Source organism: Sphingomonas sp. LY54 (assembly GCF_035594035.1).
In the GTDB taxonomy this organism is placed as follows: Bacteria; Pseudomonadota; Alphaproteobacteria; order Sphingomonadales; family Sphingomonadaceae; genus Allosphingosinicella.
Genome location: NZ_CP141588.1, coordinates 3,039,344 through 3,057,680 on the forward strand (window position 1 = coordinate 3,039,344; position 18,337 = coordinate 3,057,680).

Here is an 18,337-nt window from a genome sequence, read left to right on the forward strand (position 1 = left end):
GTCGAAATGCCGCTTGGCCGCTCGACGATATTTATGAACGAAGGACTGAACCCTTGTTGCCCGTCTGGCGAGATATTGCCGTATTCCTCGATGCCACGACCGTCGGCGAGCACGTAGGGCGACATGCGGCCGCGCTCGCGCGCCGGCACGGCGCGCATCTCGTCGGCGTCTACGGCCTGGCCCAGGACAGCGCGCGTCCCAGCGATACGTTTGCGAGAGGCACGGAGGCCATCCGAGAGGTAATCGCGCGACAGCGCCTGGCCGACGAACAGAAGGTGATGGCCGCCGCCCGACATTTTGCCGAGCTCACCCGCGAGTACGAAATTGGCGCCGAGTTCCGAATTGTTTGGCGCGACGATATGCACGACGAAGCCATTTTGCGCGCGCTGCACTGCGATCTCATCGTCGCGGCGCATCCGAAACCGGAAGATCTCCCGGCGGGCTGGTCGGCAGAGCGCCTGTTGCTGACGACTGGCATTCCGGTGTTGCTGATCCCGAGGGCGTGGGACGGAGAGACTATCGGCGAGAATGTGGTGATCGCATGGAATCGCAGCCGCGAAGCGCGCCGGGCGGTCAACGACGCGGTCCCGTTCTTCAAGGCCGCGTCGCGCGTCACGATCATGACCGTTGACGACATACGGAGTGCCGACGAAACCGAGGCCCAGCCGGGCGCGAACCTTCTCGAACACCTGTCCCGGCACGGCGCGCGCGCCGAGATCGTCAATATCCATTCCGAGGGCGCCTCGGTTGCGGACGTAATCCTCGAGCAGGTGGCAGAGCATGACGCCGACCTGCTGGTTATCGGTGCCTACAGCCATCCGCGCACCGCCCAGATTTTGTTCGGCGGCGTCACCCGGTCGCTGTTGTCCAGCGCCCGGCTGCCGCTGCTAATATCTCGATGAAAGAGCTGAAACACCCATGACTGACAAGCGCATTCGAGTCGGATTCATCGGCCTCAATCCCGGCATCCACTGGGCCGCCACAGCCCATGTTCCGGCATTGCGAGCATTGCCGGACCAGTATGAGGTGGTGGGTGTCGCGAACACCAGCCATGCCAGCGCGAAGAATGCCGCCGAAGCGTTCGGCCTGCCTTATGCGTTCGAGAACGCGGCGGCGCTGGTCAATTCACCCGAAGTCGATCTGGTCGTCGTAACGGTCAAGGTGCCGCACCACTGCGATCTCGTGACGGCGGCCCTGAATGCCGGCAAGCACGTCTATTGCGAATGGCCGCTCGGCAACGGTCTCGCCGAAGCCCTGCAAATGGCAGCTCTCGCCGAGGCGAAAGGCGTGGTCGCGGCGATCGGCACGCAGATGCGGGTTGCTCCCGAGCTCGAGTTCCTTCGTCAGCTCATCGCCGGCGGCTATGTCGGCGAAGTCCTTTCGACGACTCTCGTGGGCAGTGGCGGCCAATGGGGCAGCGAGACTGATGCCGCCCACGCCTATCTCTACGACAAGAGCAATGGTGCAACCCTTCTCAGCATCCCGCTGGGACACACGCTGGCCGGCATGCGCGAGGTGCTCGGCGACTTCGGTGACCTGTCGGCGCGCATGATCAGCCGTCGCGATACCGTGCGTGTGGCCGATACGGCTGAGACGATCGGCACAACCTCCCACGACCAGATCCTTGTGCATGGTGCGCTCGCCAGTGGAGCGGCCTTTTCGATCCATTATCGCGGAGGCATGTCTCGCGGGACCAACCTCCTTTGGGAGATCAACGGGACGCATGGGGACATTCAGGTCACAGGCGCGACCGGCCATGGCCAGATCGTGCAGCTATCCATCAAGGGCGCCAACGGCGAGACGAGCGAACTGGTGCCGCTAACGCCGCCAGCGCTGGCTTATGAAGGCTGGCCGGACAATTCGGTCGCTCGCAATGTCGCCCGTCTCTATGCCCTGATCGCGCAGGATATCCGCTCGGGCACACGCTCCGCGCCCACCTTTCGGGACGCGGTTGCGCTCCATGAGACGATCGACGCGATCGAGACTTCCGCTGCCCGGAGTGAACCGAAATGACGACGCTTTCGATACTGGAACTGGTGCGCGTCACGCAGGACACCGACGCCACATCGGCCCTCAACAATGCGCGAGACCTTGCCTCCCATGCGGAGAAATGGGGCTACGAGCGTGTCTGGGTGGCCGAGCACCACAACATGGAGGGGATTGCCAGCGCCGCCACGTCGATCGTCATGGCTCATATCGCCGGCGGCACCAAAACGATCCGGGTCGGCGCGGGCGGCATCATGTTGCCGAACCACGCGCCCTACATCATAGCCGAGCAGTTCGGTACGCTGGAGCGGCTCTATCCCGGACGGATCGATCTTGGACTAGGCCGCGCGCCCGGCACCGACCAGATCGCGGTCCGGGCGATGCGGCGCGCTCCCAATGCATCGGACCAGTTTGGGCAGGATGTCCTGGAGCTCCAGGCGTTTCTGGCGCCTGCCGGCCCCGACCAGCGTATCGTTGCCGTACCGGCGGCAGGGACCAACGTGCCTCTGTGGATACTGGGCTCGAGCAACTTCGGAGCGACGCTGGCAGCCGAACTCGGACTACCTTACGCCTTCGCTTCGCATTTTGCGCCCGCAATGCTGATGCAGGCGCTCGAGATATATCGCAGTCGATTCAAGCCGTCCGAGCAACTCGACCGGCCTTATGCGATGGCCGGCATCAACGTCATCGCCGCCGATACCGACGCGGGAGCGAAGCGGCTCTGGACCACGCAGCAGATGTCCTTCGCTGACCTCTTCAGCGGGCGGCGCGGCCTGAGCAAGCCGCCTATCGACGATATCGAAGCCTATTGGTCGCCGCATGAAAAGGCGCAGGCCATGAACATGTTGGCGCGCTCGGTTGTCGGTTCCGCAGATACGGTGCGCGCAGGACTGCAGGCGTTCGTTGCTGAAACGGGAGTCGACGAGCTGATGATCGTGTCCGATGTCTACGACCATCAGGCACGGCTGCGTTCGGTTGAACTAATCGCCGAGGCAATGTCCAGGAACGTCATCAGTTCGAGCAGGCGGGTGCGCTAGCAGCTCAACGAGGCCGTGCAATGGATCGCCTCACGCTTGTTCAGGTCTTCAGCCTCGCTGAGCACCTTGACCGTTATCAGCGGCCTGTCACCGCGTCAACATTGGGATATTTCATGAAGCTCTTCTACACATCAGGCTCCTGCTCGCTGTCTCCCCACATCGTTCTACGTGAACTCGCGCTGCAGTTTGCGCTTGAGGCCGTCGATCAGGGTACGAAGATGACCGCGTCCGGCGCGGACTTCATGGCCGTCAATCCCAAGGGTTACGTGCCGGCGCTTCAACTGGACGATGGCGAGGTGCTGACCGAGGGTGCGGCCATTGTCCAGTATTTGGTCGACAAGTATGCCCCCGGCACGTTGGCGCCACTTTCCGGCACGGTCGAGCGCGCCCGCGTCAATGGTCACCTGAACTTCATCGCAACCGAACTGCACAAAGGCTGCGTCCCGCTCTTCAACCCTGCGATGGCACCCGAAGCGCGAGAAACGGTCACAAAAGGGCTCGAACGCAAGCTCGAGGTCATGGAACAGATCCTCGCCGATGGACGACCTTATCTGACTGGCCCGGACTTTACGGTGGCGGACGCTTACCTGTTCACAATGCTGAGCTGGTCGCCCAGGATTCAGATCGACCTCGAACGCTGGCCAAACCTCGCCGCGTTCAGCAAGCGCGTGCTGGCGCGCAAGGCCGTGCAAGCCGCTCTGGAGGCGGAAGGGCTACGACAGGCTGCTTGAAGCCTGCCACGGGTGGGCGACTGGCCGTGAGGCCTTGGCCCGCCACGCCGTTTTCAAGAAGGCCGCCCTGGATTAGGGTCAGGACTGGTTCTCCGTTCATAGCCAGAACATGAGGGTAGCGCCGAGAGCGACGGCGGAGAGGAAGGCCCTTGGGCATCTGTCGTAGCCGGTGGCGACCCGTCGCCAGTCCTTGAGCCTGCCGAACATGATCTTGATCCTGTTGCAGCGTTTGTAGCGGCGCTTGTCGTAATGACGGGCTCACCCTGCGGACTCTGAATCACGCCGCAGGCGCAAGATCAATGGGTCCTGACCCTAGCTTGGCCGCCGGCGGCCGGGCGCCGCCCGGGTGTCTTGGCAGGCCTCGGGCAAGGTGCCTTGTTAGTCCAGCTGGAGCATCCGCAAGTAGTTCGCGGGGAGGTGCGCGCCGGCCGGTCGGCGCAGATACCGACGGCCCAGTACGCTATCGGGCGGGTGGGTTCGAATTCGCGCGCTACATTTCCAAGGTCTCGCCTGTCGCTCGTTAAGCGGTGTCGTTCGCGACTTTGGGCCACCTGCTACACGGCGTCCGGTTTTCGCCTTTGCTACCCAAAAGCGGATTGTCCGTTAGCGGCCAGATCCGGCCGTTCCGCTGAGCGCCAATTGCGGTCGTGCTGAGTTCCACCGGCGGTGCCGGAAAGCGGACTTGATTCAGCCAAAAGCAAGTCGCGACTGCGTTGGCCACAAAAGCAGCCTTCACAGTTCGCTGTATCGATCGCAAATATCTTCGAGCAGGTGTGAAAATGGGGTCGTGTCTAAGGAGCGCATGGTGAACGAAGATTACGAGCACGGGCGCCGGGATGGTCTGCGACTGGCCGTGGCCATTCTGGCCGCCGAGGAGGCCAAGTGGGCAGCCCTCCTTGGCGAGAGTCGCTCGTGGCGGACCAATGCAACCCGGGAGGTGCGACACAAGGCGCTGCAGGTGGCGCAGAAACGCGTGCAGACAGCCTTGAACCGGCTCACGCCGAAAAGCGCTGCATCCGACAACGCAGAACTGAAGGCAGCTCTCGATCGGGCTGGGCTCTAAACTTCGCGACACGGTAGGGCTGACCCCTTCATTTCGAGCGCAGTCGAAATATATGTTGACCTGCCAAATGGCCGTCGATATTTCGATCTTCATGGAAATGAAGCCACCCGCCGCCGTCGAGGCGCTCGGCGCCCTGGCCCAGGAGCATCGCCTCGCGCTGTTCCGCTTGCTGGTGCAGGCGGGCGACGCGGGCATGCCTGCGGGCGCGATCGCGGAGAAGCTCGGCGTCCCCAACTCGTCCTTGTCGTTCCACTTGGCGCACCTCACCCGCGCCGGGCTGATCCGGCAGCGGCGGCAGGGGCGTTCGCTCATCTACACGGCCGACTATGCGGCGATGAACGCGCTGGTCGGCTACCTCATGGAGAATTGCTGCGGCGGCGCGACCTGCGCGCCGGCGGCTCAATGCGGCGAGGATGCCGCGCACCCCCAGGAAAGGAAGTCCGCATGAAGCGCCTGCATGTCCACGTCGGCGTCGCCGACCTCGATAGTTCCGTTCGCTTCTACTCGACCCTGTTCGGCGCGCAGCCGACCGTGACGAAGGCGGATTATGCCAAGTGGATGCTCGAGGATCCCCGGGTGAACTTCGCCATCTCCTCGGGCAACCACGCCGCCAGGGGGATCGAGCATCTCGGCATCCAGGTCGAAAGCGCCGAGGAGCTGACCGAAGTCTATGGCCGCCTCGAGGCAGCCGATCGGCCCGTCCTGGAGGAAGGCGCGACCACCTGCTGCTACGCCAAGTCGGAGAAGAGCTGGATTTCCGATCCGGACGGCATCGTGTGGGAAGCCTTCTTCACGAACGGCGAGGCGACGGTCTACGGCGACAGCCCCGCGCTGGCGGCTCTTTCCGCCAATGCCGCAGAGGGCGCATGCTGCGCTCCGGCCATGCCCGCGCAGACCGCGAGCTGCTGCGGATGAGCGTCACCATCTACCACAACCCGGCCTGCGGGACGTCCCGCAACACGCTGGCGCTGATCCGCGCCACCGGGGTGGAGCCGGAGGTGATCCACTATCTGGACACGCCGCCGAGCCGGAAGGAACTGGTGTCGCTCATCCAGCGCATGGGCATCGGCCCGCGCGATCTGCTGCGGGAGAAGGGGACGCCGTTTGCGGAACTCGGTCTCGGCGACCCCTCGCTCAGCGACGACCAACTCATCGACGCGATGATGGAGCACCCGATCCTGATCAACCGCCCGATCGTGGTCGGGCCGAAGGGCGCAAGGCTCTGCCGCCCGTCCGAGGAAGTGCTGTCGGTCCTCGACCGGCCTCTCGACGCCGATTTCGTGAAGGAAGACGGCGAAGTGGTGCCGGCCCATGGCTGATGCGGAAGCGGCGGCGCGGCCCGCAATGTCGACGTTCGAGCGCTATTTGTCGGTTTGGGTGCTGCTCTGCATCGCGGTGGGTATCGGGCTCGGGGCAGCGGTTCCCGGCGCCTTTGCGGCGATAGCCGCCGCCGAGCTCGCCCGCGTCAATCTGCCCGTGGCTGTCCTGATCTGGCTGATGATCATCCCGATGCTGCTCAAGATCGACTTTGGGGCGCTGGGGTCGGTTCGCCAGCATTGGAAGGGCGTCGGCGTCACCTTGTTCATCAACTGGGCGGTGAAGCCCTTTTCGATGGCGGCCCTGGGCACGTTCTTCATCGGCTGGCTGTTCGCGCCGCTGCTGCCGGCCGGCGAGATATCCTCCTACATTGCCGGGCTCATCATCCTCGCCGCTGCGCCGTGCACGGCGATGGTCTTCGTCTGGTCGAACCTCTGCGACGGCGAACCCAATTACACGCTCAGCCAGGTCGCGCTGAACGACCTCATCATGGTGTTCGCCTTCGCCCCCATCGTCGGGCTGCTGCTGGGCGTGGCCTCGATCACCGTGCCTTGGGACACGCTCCTGCTCTCGGTCGTGCTCTACATCGTGATCCCGGTCGTCATCGCGCAGCTGGTGCGCGGGCGCGTGCTCGCCAGCGGAGGACAGGCTGCGCTCGATCGACTGCTGCGCGTTCTGGGGCCGATCTCGCTCGTCTCTCTGCTGACCACGCTCGTCCTGCTGTTCGGCTTCCAGGGCGAGCAGATCCTGGCCCAGCCGCTGGTCATCGTGCTGCTGGCGGTGCCGATCCTCATCCAGGTCTATTTCAACGCCGGCCTGGCCTACTGGCTCAGCCGCAAGTTCGGAGTCGCCTGGTGCGTCGCGGCGCCCGCTGCGCTGATCGGAGCTTCGAATTTCTTCGAGCTCGCCGTCGCCGCTGCCATTTCGCTGTTCGGGATCAATTCCGGCGCGGCCCTGGCAACGGTCGTAGGCGTCCTCGTCGAGGTGCCGGTGATGCTGTCGGTCGTCGCTATCGTGAAGCGCTCGCGCGGCTGGTACGAACGGGGGGAGTCATTGGCTTCGGCCTGAACGCCGACCTGCGCCTTGCGGCCAGCTCCGGCCGTTCAGAGTGGCCTCCCGTGCTCCCGTAATTACTCTTAAAGAACAGCCCCCCGATTCCGGCCCTGCGGCTGCTCGCGCTTGAGGAGCCCCTTTCGCCGCGTCCCCAGGCGCTTCAGCACGCGAGGTCGTGAGCGCCTCTTCTAGCATTCGCTGAACGAAGGCTGTCACATTAGCCGGCTAATCCGGGCCGCGGCGCTGCCGGCCGATCACCCTGGTCGATTCCCGGCGGCTCACCGACGTCCGGACTCAATTTCCCAAGGGTGGCTGATGCGCGTGATCGACCGGGAGCGGACCTTATGGTTCCTCCGCAATATCTTGCCGCATGAGCCGGCGCTGCGAAACTGGCTCGCGCGCCGGCAGTCTGCTGGGCTCGACGTCGATGACATCATCCAGGAAGCCTATGCCATCCTTGCCGATCTCGAGTCGGTGGAGGGCATCCGCCATCCGCGCGCGTATCTGTTCCAGGTCGCGCGGTCGGTGATCACCAAGCATGTGCGGCGCGCGCGGATCGTCTCGATCCAGGCAATCGGCGACCTCGCGCAACTTCAGCTTGCCGACGACAGCCCCTCGCCCGAACAGGTCGCGATCGCGCGCAACGAGTGGGAGCGGCTCGTCCATGCGATCGGTGCGATGCCGGCCAAGACCCAGCAGGCCTTCATCCTCCGGCGCGTCGAAGGCCTATCCCAGCGCGAGATCGCCGCCCGCATGACGATTTCCGAAAATACGGTGGAGAAGCATATCTCGCGGGGCCTCCGATTTCTGATTGACTGGTTTGGTCATGGCGGAAAGGCTCGGGTAGAAGCCTCTAAGGCTCCGCCCTTGGAGATTGCTACTCTAGATGATTGCGCGCGAAACCAGTCGATACATTGACGAGAAAGCTGCCGACTGGATCGCGCGGCTCGACCGGGGGCCGCTTTCCGACGAAGAATCGCGGGCTCTGGACGCATGGCTGAAAGGCGATCCGCGCCGGCGCGGCGCCCTGCTGCGAGCCGACGCCGTGTCGTTGCTGAGCGAGTCTGCGCAAGCGCTCGGCCCGGGCTTCGAGCCGCCGCCGGCGCCTGATCGCCCCGTCCGTCTCGTGTCCCGGCGCCGCGCCCTGGGATGGGGCGCGGCGGTCGCCGTGGGCGCGTCGCTGGTCGCGCTGGGCGTGAGCGCGCCAGCCGGGGCGATCACGACCCGGCTGGGCGAGGTGCGGCTCGTCACGCTCGACGACGGCTCCACTGTCATCCTCAATACCCAGTCCAGCGTGAAGGTGCGCTACAGCGCAACCGAGCGCCGAATCGAGCTGATCGACGGCGAGGCCTATTTCGCGGTCGTCCCGGGTCGCCGCCCGTTCCTCGTCGCTGCCGGCAATGCCCGGCTGCGTGCCTCTCATGCCGCTTTCCGCGTCCGCAAGCTCGGCGCAAGGCCGATCGATATCCTGGTGGATCGCGGCGGCCTTGCGCTCGGCGGGACCGGGTTGCCGGCCCCGGTGGTAATGGGCGCCCATAGCCGGATCGTCCTGCCGCCGCCGGGCCCGGACGCGGCGACCCCGGCGCCGCAGCCGGTGGTGCCCGACATCGTCACGCGCGAGCTTGCCTGGCGGGAAGGCAAGATCGCGCTGGAGGGCGAGCGGCTGGATTGGGCGGCCGCGGAGTTCGCGCGCTATAGCCCGGTACGCATCGTGATACGCGACCGCGGGCTTGCCCGGGAGCCGGTGACCGGGCTGTTCGCGGCTGGGGATCCTGTCGGGTTCAGCCGGGCGGTGGCGGAGATATTCGGCGCACGGGTCGAGCAGGCCGAGCGGGCCGTGATCCTCAGCCGGCAGGGCGGGCGGCAATAAAATAATCGTTCGGGTGGCGGAACCGTCGGCCCGAAGACTCTCAGCCTCCGAAGAGCGGCGTCGCCGCGGGCAATCGGGGGTTTACCACTGTGATTTCGCGTCATTCGATCCTTTCCGGCACGGCAATGTTTCTCGCGGTCGCGGCTACTGCACCGGCGCAGGCGCAGGTCCGCGCCTTCGACATTCCGGCGCAGCCCGCGGTCAAGGCCATTCCCGAATTTGCCCTCCAGGCGCAGATCCAGATCGTCGCCCCGGCGCGCGACCTCGCCGGCGTGCAGACGCCCGCGATCAAGGGCGAGATGGAGGCGCGCGATGCGCTGCGGCGGCTGATCGCGGGTACGCCGCTCGAGATCGCCGGGGATGACGGCCAGGTCGTCACGCTTCGCTCGACCCGCGCAGCGGCGACAGCCGATGCGGAGCAGGCAGCCGGCAAGGGCACGGTCACCGGGCGGGTCATCGATCCCGCCACCGGCGAATATCTGCGCAATGCGATTATCGAGCTGACCGAGGCCGGCGGCGATCGCCGGACCGCGACGTCGGGCGAGAATGGCGAATATCGCCTGCTCGACGTGCCGGCGGGAACGGCCGAGATCGTCGTCCGCTACACCGGCTACGCGCTCCAGAGCGCCACCGTCCAGGTCGCCGGCGGCGAGACGGCCCGTCGCGACTTCGCTCTGGCGCACAGGGGTGCGGACGGTCCGGCTGAGGAAGAGATCGTTGTCGTCGGCTCGCTCGAGGGCGATGCCCGGGCGATCATGAGCCAGCGCCAATCGATGGACATCAAGAACAGCCTGTCGGCCGAATCCTATGGCGACATCGCCGACGGCAATCCGGGCGAGTTCATCAAGTTCATGCCCGGTGTCGACACGGATGCCGGCGGCGACGGCGACGGGACGGTGCGCAACGTCAAGCTGCGCGGCCTGCCGGCTTCCTATACCGGCGTGACCGTAAACGGGGTCAGCCTGTCAGGCGTCGACGCTTCGGGCGGCGCCGGCGGCTCGCGCACCTTCAGCTTCGAGCAATTGTCCCTCAGCGCGATCGACTCGATCGAGATCTCGAAAACGGTCAGCGCCGATGTCGACGCCAATGCGCCGGCGGGAACAATTAACATCAAGACCAAACGCGCCTTCGACCGCAGGGGCCGCCGCATCAAGGCCCAGGTCAGCGCCAGCACGCATTCGGACATGTGGGATTCGCGGGAGCAGACGGGCCCGGGCGAGGGCGGCTATGGCGACAAGCGCTTCCTGCCCAACTGGCAGCTCGAATATTCCGACGTCTTCTTCGGCCGCCTCGGCCTGGCGGCCAGCCTCAGCCAGTCGAAGCTCTACGTCGAAAAGGAGCAGACCACGCTCACCCGCAACTACGTTCCGACCGCGGCGAGCCCCGATCCGATGGCGATCGCCGGCATCGAGCTGCAGCATGAAAGGCGCCAGATCACGCGCTTCTCGGCCTCCGCCAATCTCGACTTCAAGGCGACCGACCGCCTGACCCTGTCGCTGGCGGGCATCTATAACGAGTCCGACATCTGGGCTGGCGACACAGCCTATAATTTCACGACCGGCGCGCGCGCCCGCGGCGTCATCGGCGATCCGGTGTTCGACATCACCACCCAGCAGCTGGCAACGGCGAACACGGTCTCCATGCAGAACACGCTCAACTACAAGACGAGCGGCGGCAAGACGATCATCCCGAGCTTCCAATGGGAGGGCGACCGGGTCGCGCTGGATGGCAACCTTTTCTACTCCAACTCGGTCAGCACCTACGACCCCGAGGGCGAGAAGGATTCGGCCTATGTAACGAGCGCGCTGACCGCGCGCGGCAACTTCTCGGCCCAGCGCGAGCCGGGCGATCTCACCGGCCAGAAATGGCAGATCCAGCAGCTCAGCGGTGTCGACTGGAGCGACCCGGCGAGCTTCAACTCCGCGGGCGCGCTTGTCCTCAGGACCAATAACGGGCCCTACGCCGAGCGCACCGAAAAAGGCGGCGCGCTCAACCTCACCTACCAGTTCGATGCTGGCTCAGTGCCCGTCACGTTCAAATCGGGCCTCAAGTTCCAGCGCTCGGCATGGCTCTACGAGAACCCGACCGACCTCAGCCGCTACCAATATATCGGGCCGGTGCCGATCGCCGAGATGCTCGGCCAGGTTCAGGGATCCAACCAGATCTCGTTCGCCGATTCCGGCATCGACGTCCGCACGCTGAACGGAAGCGGCAACCTCTACATGCCGAGCACGTACAAGCTGCTCGATTTCTATCGCCAGAATCCGGAATATTGGCGGCCGACGACGGCGACCTCGCCGACCGAATGGTACAATCTTCACGTCGGCAACAACCGGGATTTCAGCGAGCAGACGACAGCGCTGTACGCGATGGCGACCTCGGAGCTGACCTTGAAGCTCAAGATCCGTGCCGGCCTGCGCTGGGAGCAGACCGAGACGAGCGTCCTGGAAGCCGATCCGCTCTCGCCCGAGGAAGTGGCTGCGGCCGGCTTCGCGGTCTCGGCGTCGACCGGCCGCGCGACGACGATCGAGGGACTGGAATATCAATTCCAATCGCGCCCCCGCGCGTATCGGAAGGGCCGCTACGACAATTTCTTCCCAAGCGCGTCGCTCAAATATGAGTTCAATCGCAGCACCCAGCTGCAGCTTGGATACAGCCGCACCATCCGCCGTCCGGAAGTGGGCGACCTCACCGGCGTCTGGTCGGTCAACGAGATCGACCGGATCGTGCGGGCGCCGAATCCGGGCCTGAAGCCCGAAATGTCGGACAATTTCTCGGCCCGCCTCGCTCATTATTTCGAGCCGGTCGGGATGGTGGCGATCAATTATTACCAGAACAGGGTGAAGGGCCTCTTCCAGACGGTTGACCTCACGGCCGACGAGTTCGGCTACACCGGCGAGGATTATGCGGGCTACACGTTCCGCACGACCACGACCGTCAGCGACGAGGCGATCAACATCCGCGGCTGGGAGCTCGAGTTCAACCACGCGCTCGACTATCTGCCCTCGCCGCTCGACGGCTTCTCGGTTCGCGGCTCGTTCAGCATCAACGATCCGGACGTGCCGATTGTCCAGGTCGCGGACAAGCTTGGCACCTTTTCCTTGTCCTACCGCAAGGGCCCGGTGCGCCTTCATCTCAACACAGTGTGGACCGACGAGAAGTACCGCAGCACGACGCCGACTTGGTATGCCGCGAGCTGGGACGTGAACCTTTCGGGCAGCGTTGCCGTCCGGCGCGGGCTGGAGGCCTTCTTCTCGGTCCGCAACCTGCTCAACAATCCGCGCAACGTCATCGTGGCCGGCTCCGTCGCAACGAGCGGCGAGCTGGGCGATCACAGCGCGATCTTCCACCACACCGGCACCAGCGGGACGATCGGCCTGCGGGCGCGCTTCTAGCGCCGCGCCAGGCGCCAATCCTCGAAACATGGAAGTGACAGGATGACCAAGCTCGTGCTCGATCGTCGCAAGCTGCTCGTCGGAGCCGGTGGCCTCGCCTTATTCTCGGGGCTCGGGCGCGTCGCCTGGGCCGCTCCGAAGTTTACCGCCAACCCCTTTTCGCTCGGCGTGGCGTCGGGCGATCCCTGGCCCGACGGGTTCGTCCTCTGGACGCGGCTCGCGCCCAAGCCGCTGGAGGAGCATGGCGGCATGCCGATGGCGGCGGTGGCGGTGCGCTGGGAAGTCGCGGAAGACGATCGCTTCACCAAAATCGTCCGTACGGGCGAGGCTGTGGCCCGGCCGGAGCTGGGTCATTCGGTCCATGTCGAGGTCGGCGGGCTTCGGCCCCGCCGCCCTTATTGGTACCGCTTCCGCGTCGACGGCGCCGAGGCCAGCCCCGTCGGCACGGCCCGCACCGCTCCGGCCCCCGCTGAGAAGGTCGACCGCGTCCGGATGGCGGTGGTCGGGTGCCAGGCCTATCCACACGGCTGGTACGAAGCCTATCGCCATTTGAGCGAGGAGGCAGAGCTAGATGCGGTCTTCCATTATGGCGATTATATCTACGAAACCGGCGGGCGCCCGACCCCGGCGCGCCTCCAGGTCAGAGACGCCGCCGGCAATGTCGTGGACCGGTCCCATTTTGGCGACGAGATCTATTCGGTCGACGATTATCGGCGCCGCTACGCCCAATATAAGACCGATCCCCATCTGCAGGCCGCGCACGCATCGGCTGCGTTCGTCAGCTCGTTCGACGATCATGAGATCGACAACAATTGGGCCGACATGATCGATCAGGACGGCACCCCGCCGGAAGCATTCGCCCTGCGCCGCTTTGCCGCGATGCAGGCCTGGTACGAGAATATGCCGGTGCGGCGTGCGCAGCTTCCCCGAGCGGGCGGCCTCACCATGTATCGACGCATCGATTATGGCGGGCTTTTACGCATGCATGTGCTCGATACGCGCAGCTATCGCGACGATCAATTGTGCCAGAAGCCGGGCGAGCAAGCCTGCCGCACCGAAAACGGGCCGGACACGACGTTGCTCGGATCCGCGCAGGAAGCATGGCTCGCGGAAGGGCTGGACAATGGAGCGCGCTGGAATCTGATTGCCCAGCAGGTTCTCGTCATGCCGCTCTTCACGCCCGGGCCGAACGGTCGGCAGATGCGGCCGGGCTTCGACCCCTGGAGCGGCTATCCGCAGGCTCGCGAGCGGCTCGTGAAAACGATTACGGACCGCGACCTTACCAACGTCGTCATCGCCACCGGCGACGCGCACATGCACGGGATCGGAACTGTGCCCGTGCGCGACGACGAGCCGGATGGCCCGGCCGCAGCGACCGAGTTCCTGACGACCTCGATCACGTCAGGCGGCGACGGGCAGGCGGAGGCGTCCGACGGCTTCCAGGCGCTGCTGGACGGAAGCCCGAACCTGGCGCTCCTGAACCATCAGCGCGGTTACCAGACCTTCGACATCACGGCGAAGGAGTGGCGCACCGACGTGAAGGTCATGGACCGGGTCCAGACGCCGGGCGGAAAGCTCAGCACCTTGGCCCGCTTCACCGTCACGCCGGACAAGGCTGCGCTGCACCGCATCTGAGGGACGCCTGCGTCTGCCTGCTCGGGCCCGATCGATCGCTGTCCCACGATCATCATGGGCGGGCGATAGTCGATGCCCATAATCATGGGGGTAGACTATGATCAGCCATTATATGCGCTTCGCCGGCGCCAGCCTAATCGCACTTTCCGCGGCGCCCGCTATCGCACAGGCGGTTGACGAGACCGGGGACGAAGCCATCGTCGTCACCGCGCAGCTCCGCGAGCAGGATCCGGTCGAGGTTCCGTTCGCGCTGACGGCTTATTCGGGCAGGGATCTGGAAGCGCTCGGCATCCCAGAGTTCGAGGAGCTGTCGCAATGTGTGCCCGGCTTCGAGGTCCAGAACCAGTCGCCCAACAATCCGGGCTTCGTGATGCGCGGCATCACTTCGGATTCAGGCACGGCCTATAACGAGCCGCGCGTGTCGGTCTTCCAGGACGGCGTCTCCATCTCCAAGTCGCGCGGCTCCTATGTCGAGCTGTTCGATCTCGAGCGCGTCGAGATCGCCAAGGGACCGCAATCGACCCTCTATGGCCGCGGCGCGCTGATCGGCGCCGTCAACCTCATCCAGAACAAGGCCGACCCTTCCGCCTTCGCCGCGAACGCGCGCGCCGCCTACGGCAATTACGACTCCTGGATGCTCGAAGGCATGGTCAACGCGCCGCTGTCCGACGCCGCGGCTGTACGCCTGTCTGGCCGCGCCAAGCAGCGCGACGGCTATGTCGAGAATCTGATCGGTGACGAGGATGTCAACTCGACCGACACCTGGGCGGTCCGCGGGGCGTTCAACCTCAGCCCGGCCAACAGCGGCGTCAGCATCGACGTCATCGCCAACTACCAGAAAGACTCGCCGTCCGGCACGTCGTTCAAGTCGATCCTCTTCAACCCGACCGACCCGACAAGCGGAGCGGTACTCGGCTCTCGATCCGGAGGACGGCGCGGCGCTCGCGCCCGGAGCCGGGTTTGAAGGCGGCCGGGCGCTCGGCCTCGATCGCGAGGTGTGGGGCGTCAACGGCATTGCCGCGATCGACCTTTCCGACAACCTGAAGCTCACCTCCATCAGCGCCTATCGCGAATTCGATTCGCTCGAGATTTTCGACGCCGACGGGCTTTCGCTGCCGATGCTCACCGCGGCCGAGGATGCGCGGGGAGAGCAGACCAGCCAGGAACTGCGCCTCGCCTTCGACAATGGTGGCGCGGTAACGGCCTTTGTCGGCGCGAGCTATTTCAAGGAGAAGGGCTCGCAGCGCACGCCGGCCCAATTCGACGAGCGCATGGCCCTAGCCCGGCTGGCCAATGTGCTGAACGGCCCAATCCCCGGCCGGCCGGCCGCGGACCCGGCACCCCCGCCGTCTTCGCCAACACCGCCTTCACCGGCGCGCTCCTCCAGGGCGTCGCCGCGGCCTATGGCGTGGCGCTGCCGGCGGCGCAGGCGCAGGCGATCGCGGCCAACCTGCAGTCAACCTATCGCGAGACGTCGACCAACTTCAGCGAAACCGAGGCCTTCGACATTTTCGGCGACGTCACGGTGCGCCTGTCGGACCGTTTCGAGATCGGCGCTGGCCTTCGCTACACGCGCGACGACAAGGTATCCACACGGTCGGTTCCGGTAGCGCTCGCCTGGCAATTCGCGAAGAGCGCCAACGGCCCGGCGGTCGCAACCGGACGCACGGCGGCGAAGCCCGACCGCGACTTCACCGTCAAGGTGGAGGCAACCGGCCTCGCGAGCAGAAAGGACTATTGGTTCTGGTTTCGAGGCGCCGGACGGCACGCGCTCGCCGGCCGGCCGCTTCAGGACGCTTCCGGCCGGGGCCGTCGAGGATGTCGTTCTCGCGGCGGCCTCTTGCCAGCTGCGCCCGGGAGGATCGTTCAACGCCTGGGACGCGGCGGCGAAGCTCGACCGGCTCGACGCCGTCGTCCATCTCGGCGACTATATCTACGAATATGGGGCCGACGGTCACGGCAATGCCGTCGGCCGCACGCTGGGCCGCATCCCGGAGCCGGCGCACGAGATAGTGACGCTCTCCGATTATCGCGCCCGGCACGCTCAGTATAAATCCGACTCTGACTTGCAGGCGGCCCACGCCCGTGCGCCGTTCATCTGCGTGTGGGACGATCATGAAAGCGCTAACGATTGCTGGGCCGACGGCGCCCAAAAATCACGGCCCGGCCGAAGGGGCGTGGCGCGCCCGCAAGGCGGCCGCCCTTCAGGCCTATTTCGAATGGATGCCGATCCGGGAGCCGAAGGGCGGTCAGTCGCGCGAAGCGATCAACCGCGCCTTCCAGTTCGGCGATCTCGCCAGCTGCTGATGGTTGAAACCCGTCTCCTGTCGCGCAGCCAGCAACTCGTGTCCAAGGGCAAGGTGTCCGACCCGGCCTCCTTCGAGGCGCTGCTCGAGGCGCGCGAGCAACCTGAGCGGGAATTGCTCGGCGAAGGCCAGCGCCGCTGGCTCGAGCAGGAACTGACGGCGTCGGTAGCGGCCGGCAAGCCGTGGCAGATCGTCGGCGACCAGGTCGTCATGGCGCGCGTCGCCGGGCCGGACGTCGAGCAGATGATCGGCGCGGACAAGTTCGCCGCTGCCCTGGCGCGGCTTCCCGAGCCGATCCAGCGCAACGTCAGGGACAGCATCGCTGCTTCAGGGGATCGTCGAAACTCCGCGCCAGGGTGTAACCGCGCATACGCTCGTCGACAGGATTGGCAGCCAATTTCGGCCGTTCCGCTGAGCGCCAAAAGCGCTCGTCCGGACCTCGTCCGGCCGCGCCTCAAGGTGGACGTTCGACTGGTGGCTGCCACGGAAGCACCTGCCATTGCCTTCGCGCCGCGAGGCCAAAACGGGAGCTGTGTGGTTATAGCCATGGCCCGCTCCATCGCCGCCGCCTTTTGCACGGGTTGGAGGTGCCGCGAAGCTTGGAGGACTTTATGGCAGTCAATCAACCAGCGAGCGAAGCGGCAGCCAATGCGGTAGGCGACTTCTTCGGCCTGCCGCCGGTGGCCAGCGCCGACTTCGGCGATATGGCGATAGCCTTCGGACTTGTCGCCGCCATCTTTCTCCTGGTCCGGTGGATGTCGAGGCGGCTGCGCAGGTGGCTGGATGCAAAGGTGGCGCCGAAGCTCGAGGGGGCCCAGCACCAGCGCGTCCTTGCCAGCAATCACGCCGCCTCCGCCATCGGCGCGATAGCCGGGATCATCCTGTTGACTATGGCTGCCGCCGCGCATGACTGGCTGCCTTATTCGATGCTCCTGTTCGACCTTGCCATCCCGCTGGCATCGGCCCTGGCAGCGTGGCGGGTCGCCTTGGCATTCAACGTGCCGGAAAGCGGGGCTCTGGCGATCGCCTTCATCTGCGGCTTCGCCGTGCTCACCAGACGCTACGAGCAACTCGACTTCGTGGAGCGCTCGCTGGACGGATATGCGGTCACCTTCGGCGAAACCGAAATCTCGCTACTCGACGTGCTGGGCGTCGCGTTCGCCGGGGTCGTACTATATGCAGTCGTGCGCGTCGCGAACCAGGGCGCCAAGGCATTCATTCGCCGTCGAAGCAATCTCGACATCACGCAAAGTCTCCTGGCGGAGAAGATCGCTGCCATCGTGATCGCCGTGATGGCGATCTTCGTCGCAATCGACATGCTCGGTATCGACACGACCGCTCTCTCGGTCTTCTCGGGCACGGTCGGCCTCGGGCTCGGCTTCGGGCTCCAGAAGATCTTCAGCAATCTGGTATCGGGGATCATCCTCCTCATGGACCGCTCGATCAAGCCGGGCGACGTGATTGTGGTCGGCGAAGCGGTAGGCGAGGTCAATCGGATCGGCACCCGAGCCGTTTCGGTGATTACCCGCGACGGGAAGGAATATCTCATCCCGAACGAGCTGCTGATGACCGAACGGGTGGAGAATTGGAACTATTCCTCCCGCAATGTCCGGATCCGCATGACGATCAGGGTAGGCTATGAAAGCGATGTCGATTTGGTGGAGCGTCTGCTGCAGAGGGCGACCCAGGAAAGTCCGCGCGTGCTCGATGCCCCGCCTCCCGCAGTGCGGATTACCGACATCAGCAATTCAGGAATCAAGATCGAGTTGCGCTTCTGGATCAGCGATCCCGAGGACGGCCTCGGCAACATCCAGAGCGAGATTTACAAGCGCGTCCTGGCCAAATTCCGCGAGCATGACATCGTCCTGCCGAACGAGGGCCGCGACGTGGAGATCACGAAGGTGCCGCCCATTTACCTGAAGGGGGCGGAGGAGAGCTGAAAGG

At 65.2% G+C, this 18,337-nt stretch carries 16 protein-coding genes and 4 pseudogenes; 19 read left to right on the forward strand and 1 reads right to left on the reverse strand.

Translation table 11 applies throughout. The features are described 5' to 3' along the window. Positions 1-53 precede the first annotated feature (53 nt). Genes SH591_RS15085 through gstA form a run of 4 tightly spaced genes read left to right on the forward strand, consistent with a single transcriptional unit; the run spans position 54 to position 3,754 of the window. Positions 54-902 (forward strand): universal stress protein, encoded by an 849-nt coding sequence (locus tag SH591_RS15085; RefSeq protein ID WP_324749799.1) that lies wholly within the window; start codon positions 54-56, stop codon positions 900-902. 16 nt (positions 903-918) lie between these two features. Further along, on the forward strand, positions 919-2,013 hold the full coding sequence (locus SH591_RS15090; protein WP_324749800.1) for a Gfo/Idh/MocA family protein: 1,095 nt from the start codon (positions 919-921) through the stop codon (positions 2,011-2,013). Next, positions 2,010-3,023: an LLM class flavin-dependent oxidoreductase gene (locus tag SH591_RS15095; RefSeq protein WP_324749801.1), complete on the forward strand. Its 1,014-nt coding sequence runs from the start codon at positions 2,010-2,012 to the stop codon at positions 3,021-3,023. Before SH591_RS15090 ends, SH591_RS15095 begins: the two co-directional genes overlap by 4 nt. A 20-nt stretch (positions 3,024-3,043) precedes the next feature. Then, a complete protein-coding gene (gene gstA / locus SH591_RS15100) occupies positions 3,044-3,754 on the forward strand; it encodes a glutathione transferase GstA (RefSeq protein WP_324749802.1) in 711 nt (236 codons plus the stop codon). A gap of 96 nt (positions 3,755-3,850) precedes the next feature. Here gstA and SH591_RS15105 read toward each other — a convergent pair. After that, positions 3,851-4,003, reverse strand: a pseudogene (locus SH591_RS15105) (IS5/IS1182 family transposase); the annotation flags it as partial. Between the two features lie 553 nt (positions 4,004-4,556). Between SH591_RS15105 and SH591_RS15110 the strand changes: the two are divergent. From SH591_RS15110 to SH591_RS15180, 15 genes and pseudogenes are all read left to right on the forward strand, one after another. Then, positions 4,557-4,817 carry a hypothetical protein gene (locus SH591_RS15110; protein ID WP_324749803.1) on the forward strand — a complete coding sequence of 87 codons (261 nt, stop codon included), beginning with the start codon at positions 4,557-4,559 and terminating at the stop codon, positions 4,815-4,817. Between the two features lie 97 nt (positions 4,818-4,914). Then, the gene (locus SH591_RS15115) at positions 4,915-5,265 is read left to right on the forward strand and encodes an ArsR/SmtB family transcription factor (protein ID WP_324751401.1); all 351 of its coding nucleotides are present in this window, start codon (positions 4,915-4,917) and stop codon (positions 5,263-5,265) included. Next, a complete protein-coding gene (locus tag SH591_RS15120; RefSeq protein ID WP_324749804.1) occupies positions 5,262-5,732 on the forward strand; it encodes an ArsI/CadI family heavy metal resistance metalloenzyme in 471 nt (156 codons plus the stop codon). Before SH591_RS15115 ends, SH591_RS15120 begins: the two co-directional genes overlap by 4 nt. Next, positions 5,729-6,136, forward strand: a complete 408-nt coding sequence (gene arsC / locus SH591_RS15125; RefSeq protein WP_324749805.1) for an arsenate reductase (glutaredoxin) — start codon at positions 5,729-5,731, stop codon at positions 6,134-6,136. Before SH591_RS15120 ends, arsC begins: the two co-directional genes overlap by 4 nt. Continuing rightward, on the forward strand, positions 6,129-7,202 hold the full coding sequence (arsB, locus tag SH591_RS15130; RefSeq protein WP_324749806.1) for an ACR3 family arsenite efflux transporter: 1,074 nt from the start codon (positions 6,129-6,131) through the stop codon (positions 7,200-7,202). The genes arsC and arsB overlap by 8 nt, the downstream gene beginning before the upstream one ends. 300 nt (positions 7,203-7,502) lie before the next feature. After that, positions 7,503-8,105, forward strand: a complete 603-nt coding sequence (locus SH591_RS15135) for an RNA polymerase sigma factor (RefSeq protein ID WP_324749807.1) — start codon at positions 7,503-7,505, stop codon at positions 8,103-8,105. Next, positions 8,074-9,057, forward strand: a complete 984-nt coding sequence (locus SH591_RS15140) for a FecR family protein (protein ID WP_324749808.1) — start codon at positions 8,074-8,076, stop codon at positions 9,055-9,057. The genes SH591_RS15135 and SH591_RS15140 overlap by 32 nt, the downstream gene beginning before the upstream one ends. 125 nt (positions 9,058-9,182) lie before the next feature. After that, positions 9,183-12,452 (forward strand): TonB-dependent receptor domain-containing protein, encoded by a 3,270-nt coding sequence (locus tag SH591_RS15145; protein WP_324749809.1) that lies wholly within the window; start codon positions 9,183-9,185, stop codon positions 12,450-12,452. A gap of 42 nt (positions 12,453-12,494) precedes the next feature. Beyond that, entirely contained in the window at positions 12,495-14,087 is a 1,593-nt protein-coding gene (locus SH591_RS15150) for an alkaline phosphatase D family protein (protein WP_324749810.1), read from the forward strand. Positions 14,088-14,184: 97 nt separating this feature from the next. After that, positions 14,185-15,051 carry a TonB-dependent receptor gene (locus SH591_RS15155; protein ID WP_324749811.1) on the forward strand — a complete coding sequence of 289 codons (867 nt, stop codon included), beginning with the start codon at positions 14,185-14,187 and terminating at the stop codon, positions 15,049-15,051. Positions 15,052-15,082: 31 nt separating this feature from the next. Then, entirely contained in the window at positions 15,083-15,697 is a 615-nt protein-coding gene (locus SH591_RS15160) for a hypothetical protein (RefSeq protein WP_324751415.1), read from the forward strand. Next, positions 15,613-15,810 (forward strand): annotated as a pseudogene (locus SH591_RS15165) (fibronectin type III domain-containing protein); the annotation flags it as partial. The gene SH591_RS15160 and the pseudogene SH591_RS15165, both read left to right, overlap by 85 nt. Positions 15,811-15,934: 124 nt before the next feature. Beyond that, positions 15,935-16,180 (forward strand): annotated as a pseudogene (locus tag SH591_RS15170) (alkaline phosphatase D family protein); the annotation flags it as partial. 22 nt (positions 16,181-16,202) lie between these two features. Next, positions 16,203-17,050, forward strand: a pseudogene (locus SH591_RS15175) (alkaline phosphatase D family protein). Further along, positions 16,966-18,333, forward strand: a complete 1,368-nt coding sequence (locus SH591_RS15180) for a mechanosensitive ion channel family protein (RefSeq protein ID WP_324749812.1) — start codon at positions 16,966-16,968, stop codon at positions 18,331-18,333. The pseudogene SH591_RS15175 and the gene SH591_RS15180 overlap by 85 nt, the downstream one beginning before the upstream one ends. The last annotated feature ends 4 nt before the right edge of the window (positions 18,334-18,337 follow it).

Excerpts from the sequence above, each read along its gene's own strand:
- gstA (WP_324749802.1), top strand. The coding sequence starts at position 3,044 with ATGGATCGCCTCACGCTTGTTCAGGTCTTCAGCCTCGCTGAGCACCTT.
- SH591_RS15095 (WP_324749801.1), top strand. The coding sequence starts at position 2,010 with ATGACGACGCTTTCGATACTGGAACTGGTGCGCGTCACGCAGGACACC.
- SH591_RS15145 (WP_324749809.1), top strand. The coding sequence starts at position 9,183 with ATGTTTCTCGCGGTCGCGGCTACTGCACCGGCGCAGGCGCAGGTCCGC.
- arsB (WP_324749806.1), top strand. The coding sequence starts at position 6,129 with ATGGCTGATGCGGAAGCGGCGGCGCGGCCCGCAATGTCGACGTTCGAG.
- SH591_RS15150 (WP_324749810.1), top strand. The coding sequence starts at position 12,495 with ATGACCAAGCTCGTGCTCGATCGTCGCAAGCTGCTCGTCGGAGCCGGT.
- SH591_RS15135 (WP_324749807.1), top strand. The coding sequence starts at position 7,503 with ATGCGCGTGATCGACCGGGAGCGGACCTTATGGTTCCTCCGCAATATC.
- SH591_RS15120 (WP_324749804.1), top strand. The coding sequence starts at position 5,262 with ATGAAGCGCCTGCATGTCCACGTCGGCGTCGCCGACCTCGATAGTTCC.
- SH591_RS15140 (WP_324749808.1), top strand. The coding sequence starts at position 8,074 with ATGATTGCGCGCGAAACCAGTCGATACATTGACGAGAAAGCTGCCGAC.
- SH591_RS15155 (WP_324749811.1), top strand. The coding sequence starts at position 14,185 with ATGATCAGCCATTATATGCGCTTCGCCGGCGCCAGCCTAATCGCACTT.
- arsC (WP_324749805.1), top strand. The coding sequence starts at position 5,729 with ATGAGCGTCACCATCTACCACAACCCGGCCTGCGGGACGTCCCGCAAC.
- SH591_RS15115 (WP_324751401.1), top strand. The coding sequence starts at position 4,915 with ATGAAGCCACCCGCCGCCGTCGAGGCGCTCGGCGCCCTGGCCCAGGAG.
- SH591_RS15090 (WP_324749800.1), top strand. The coding sequence starts at position 919 with ATGACTGACAAGCGCATTCGAGTCGGATTCATCGGCCTCAATCCCGGC.
- SH591_RS15110 (WP_324749803.1), top strand. The coding sequence starts at position 4,557 with ATGGTGAACGAAGATTACGAGCACGGGCGCCGGGATGGTCTGCGACTG.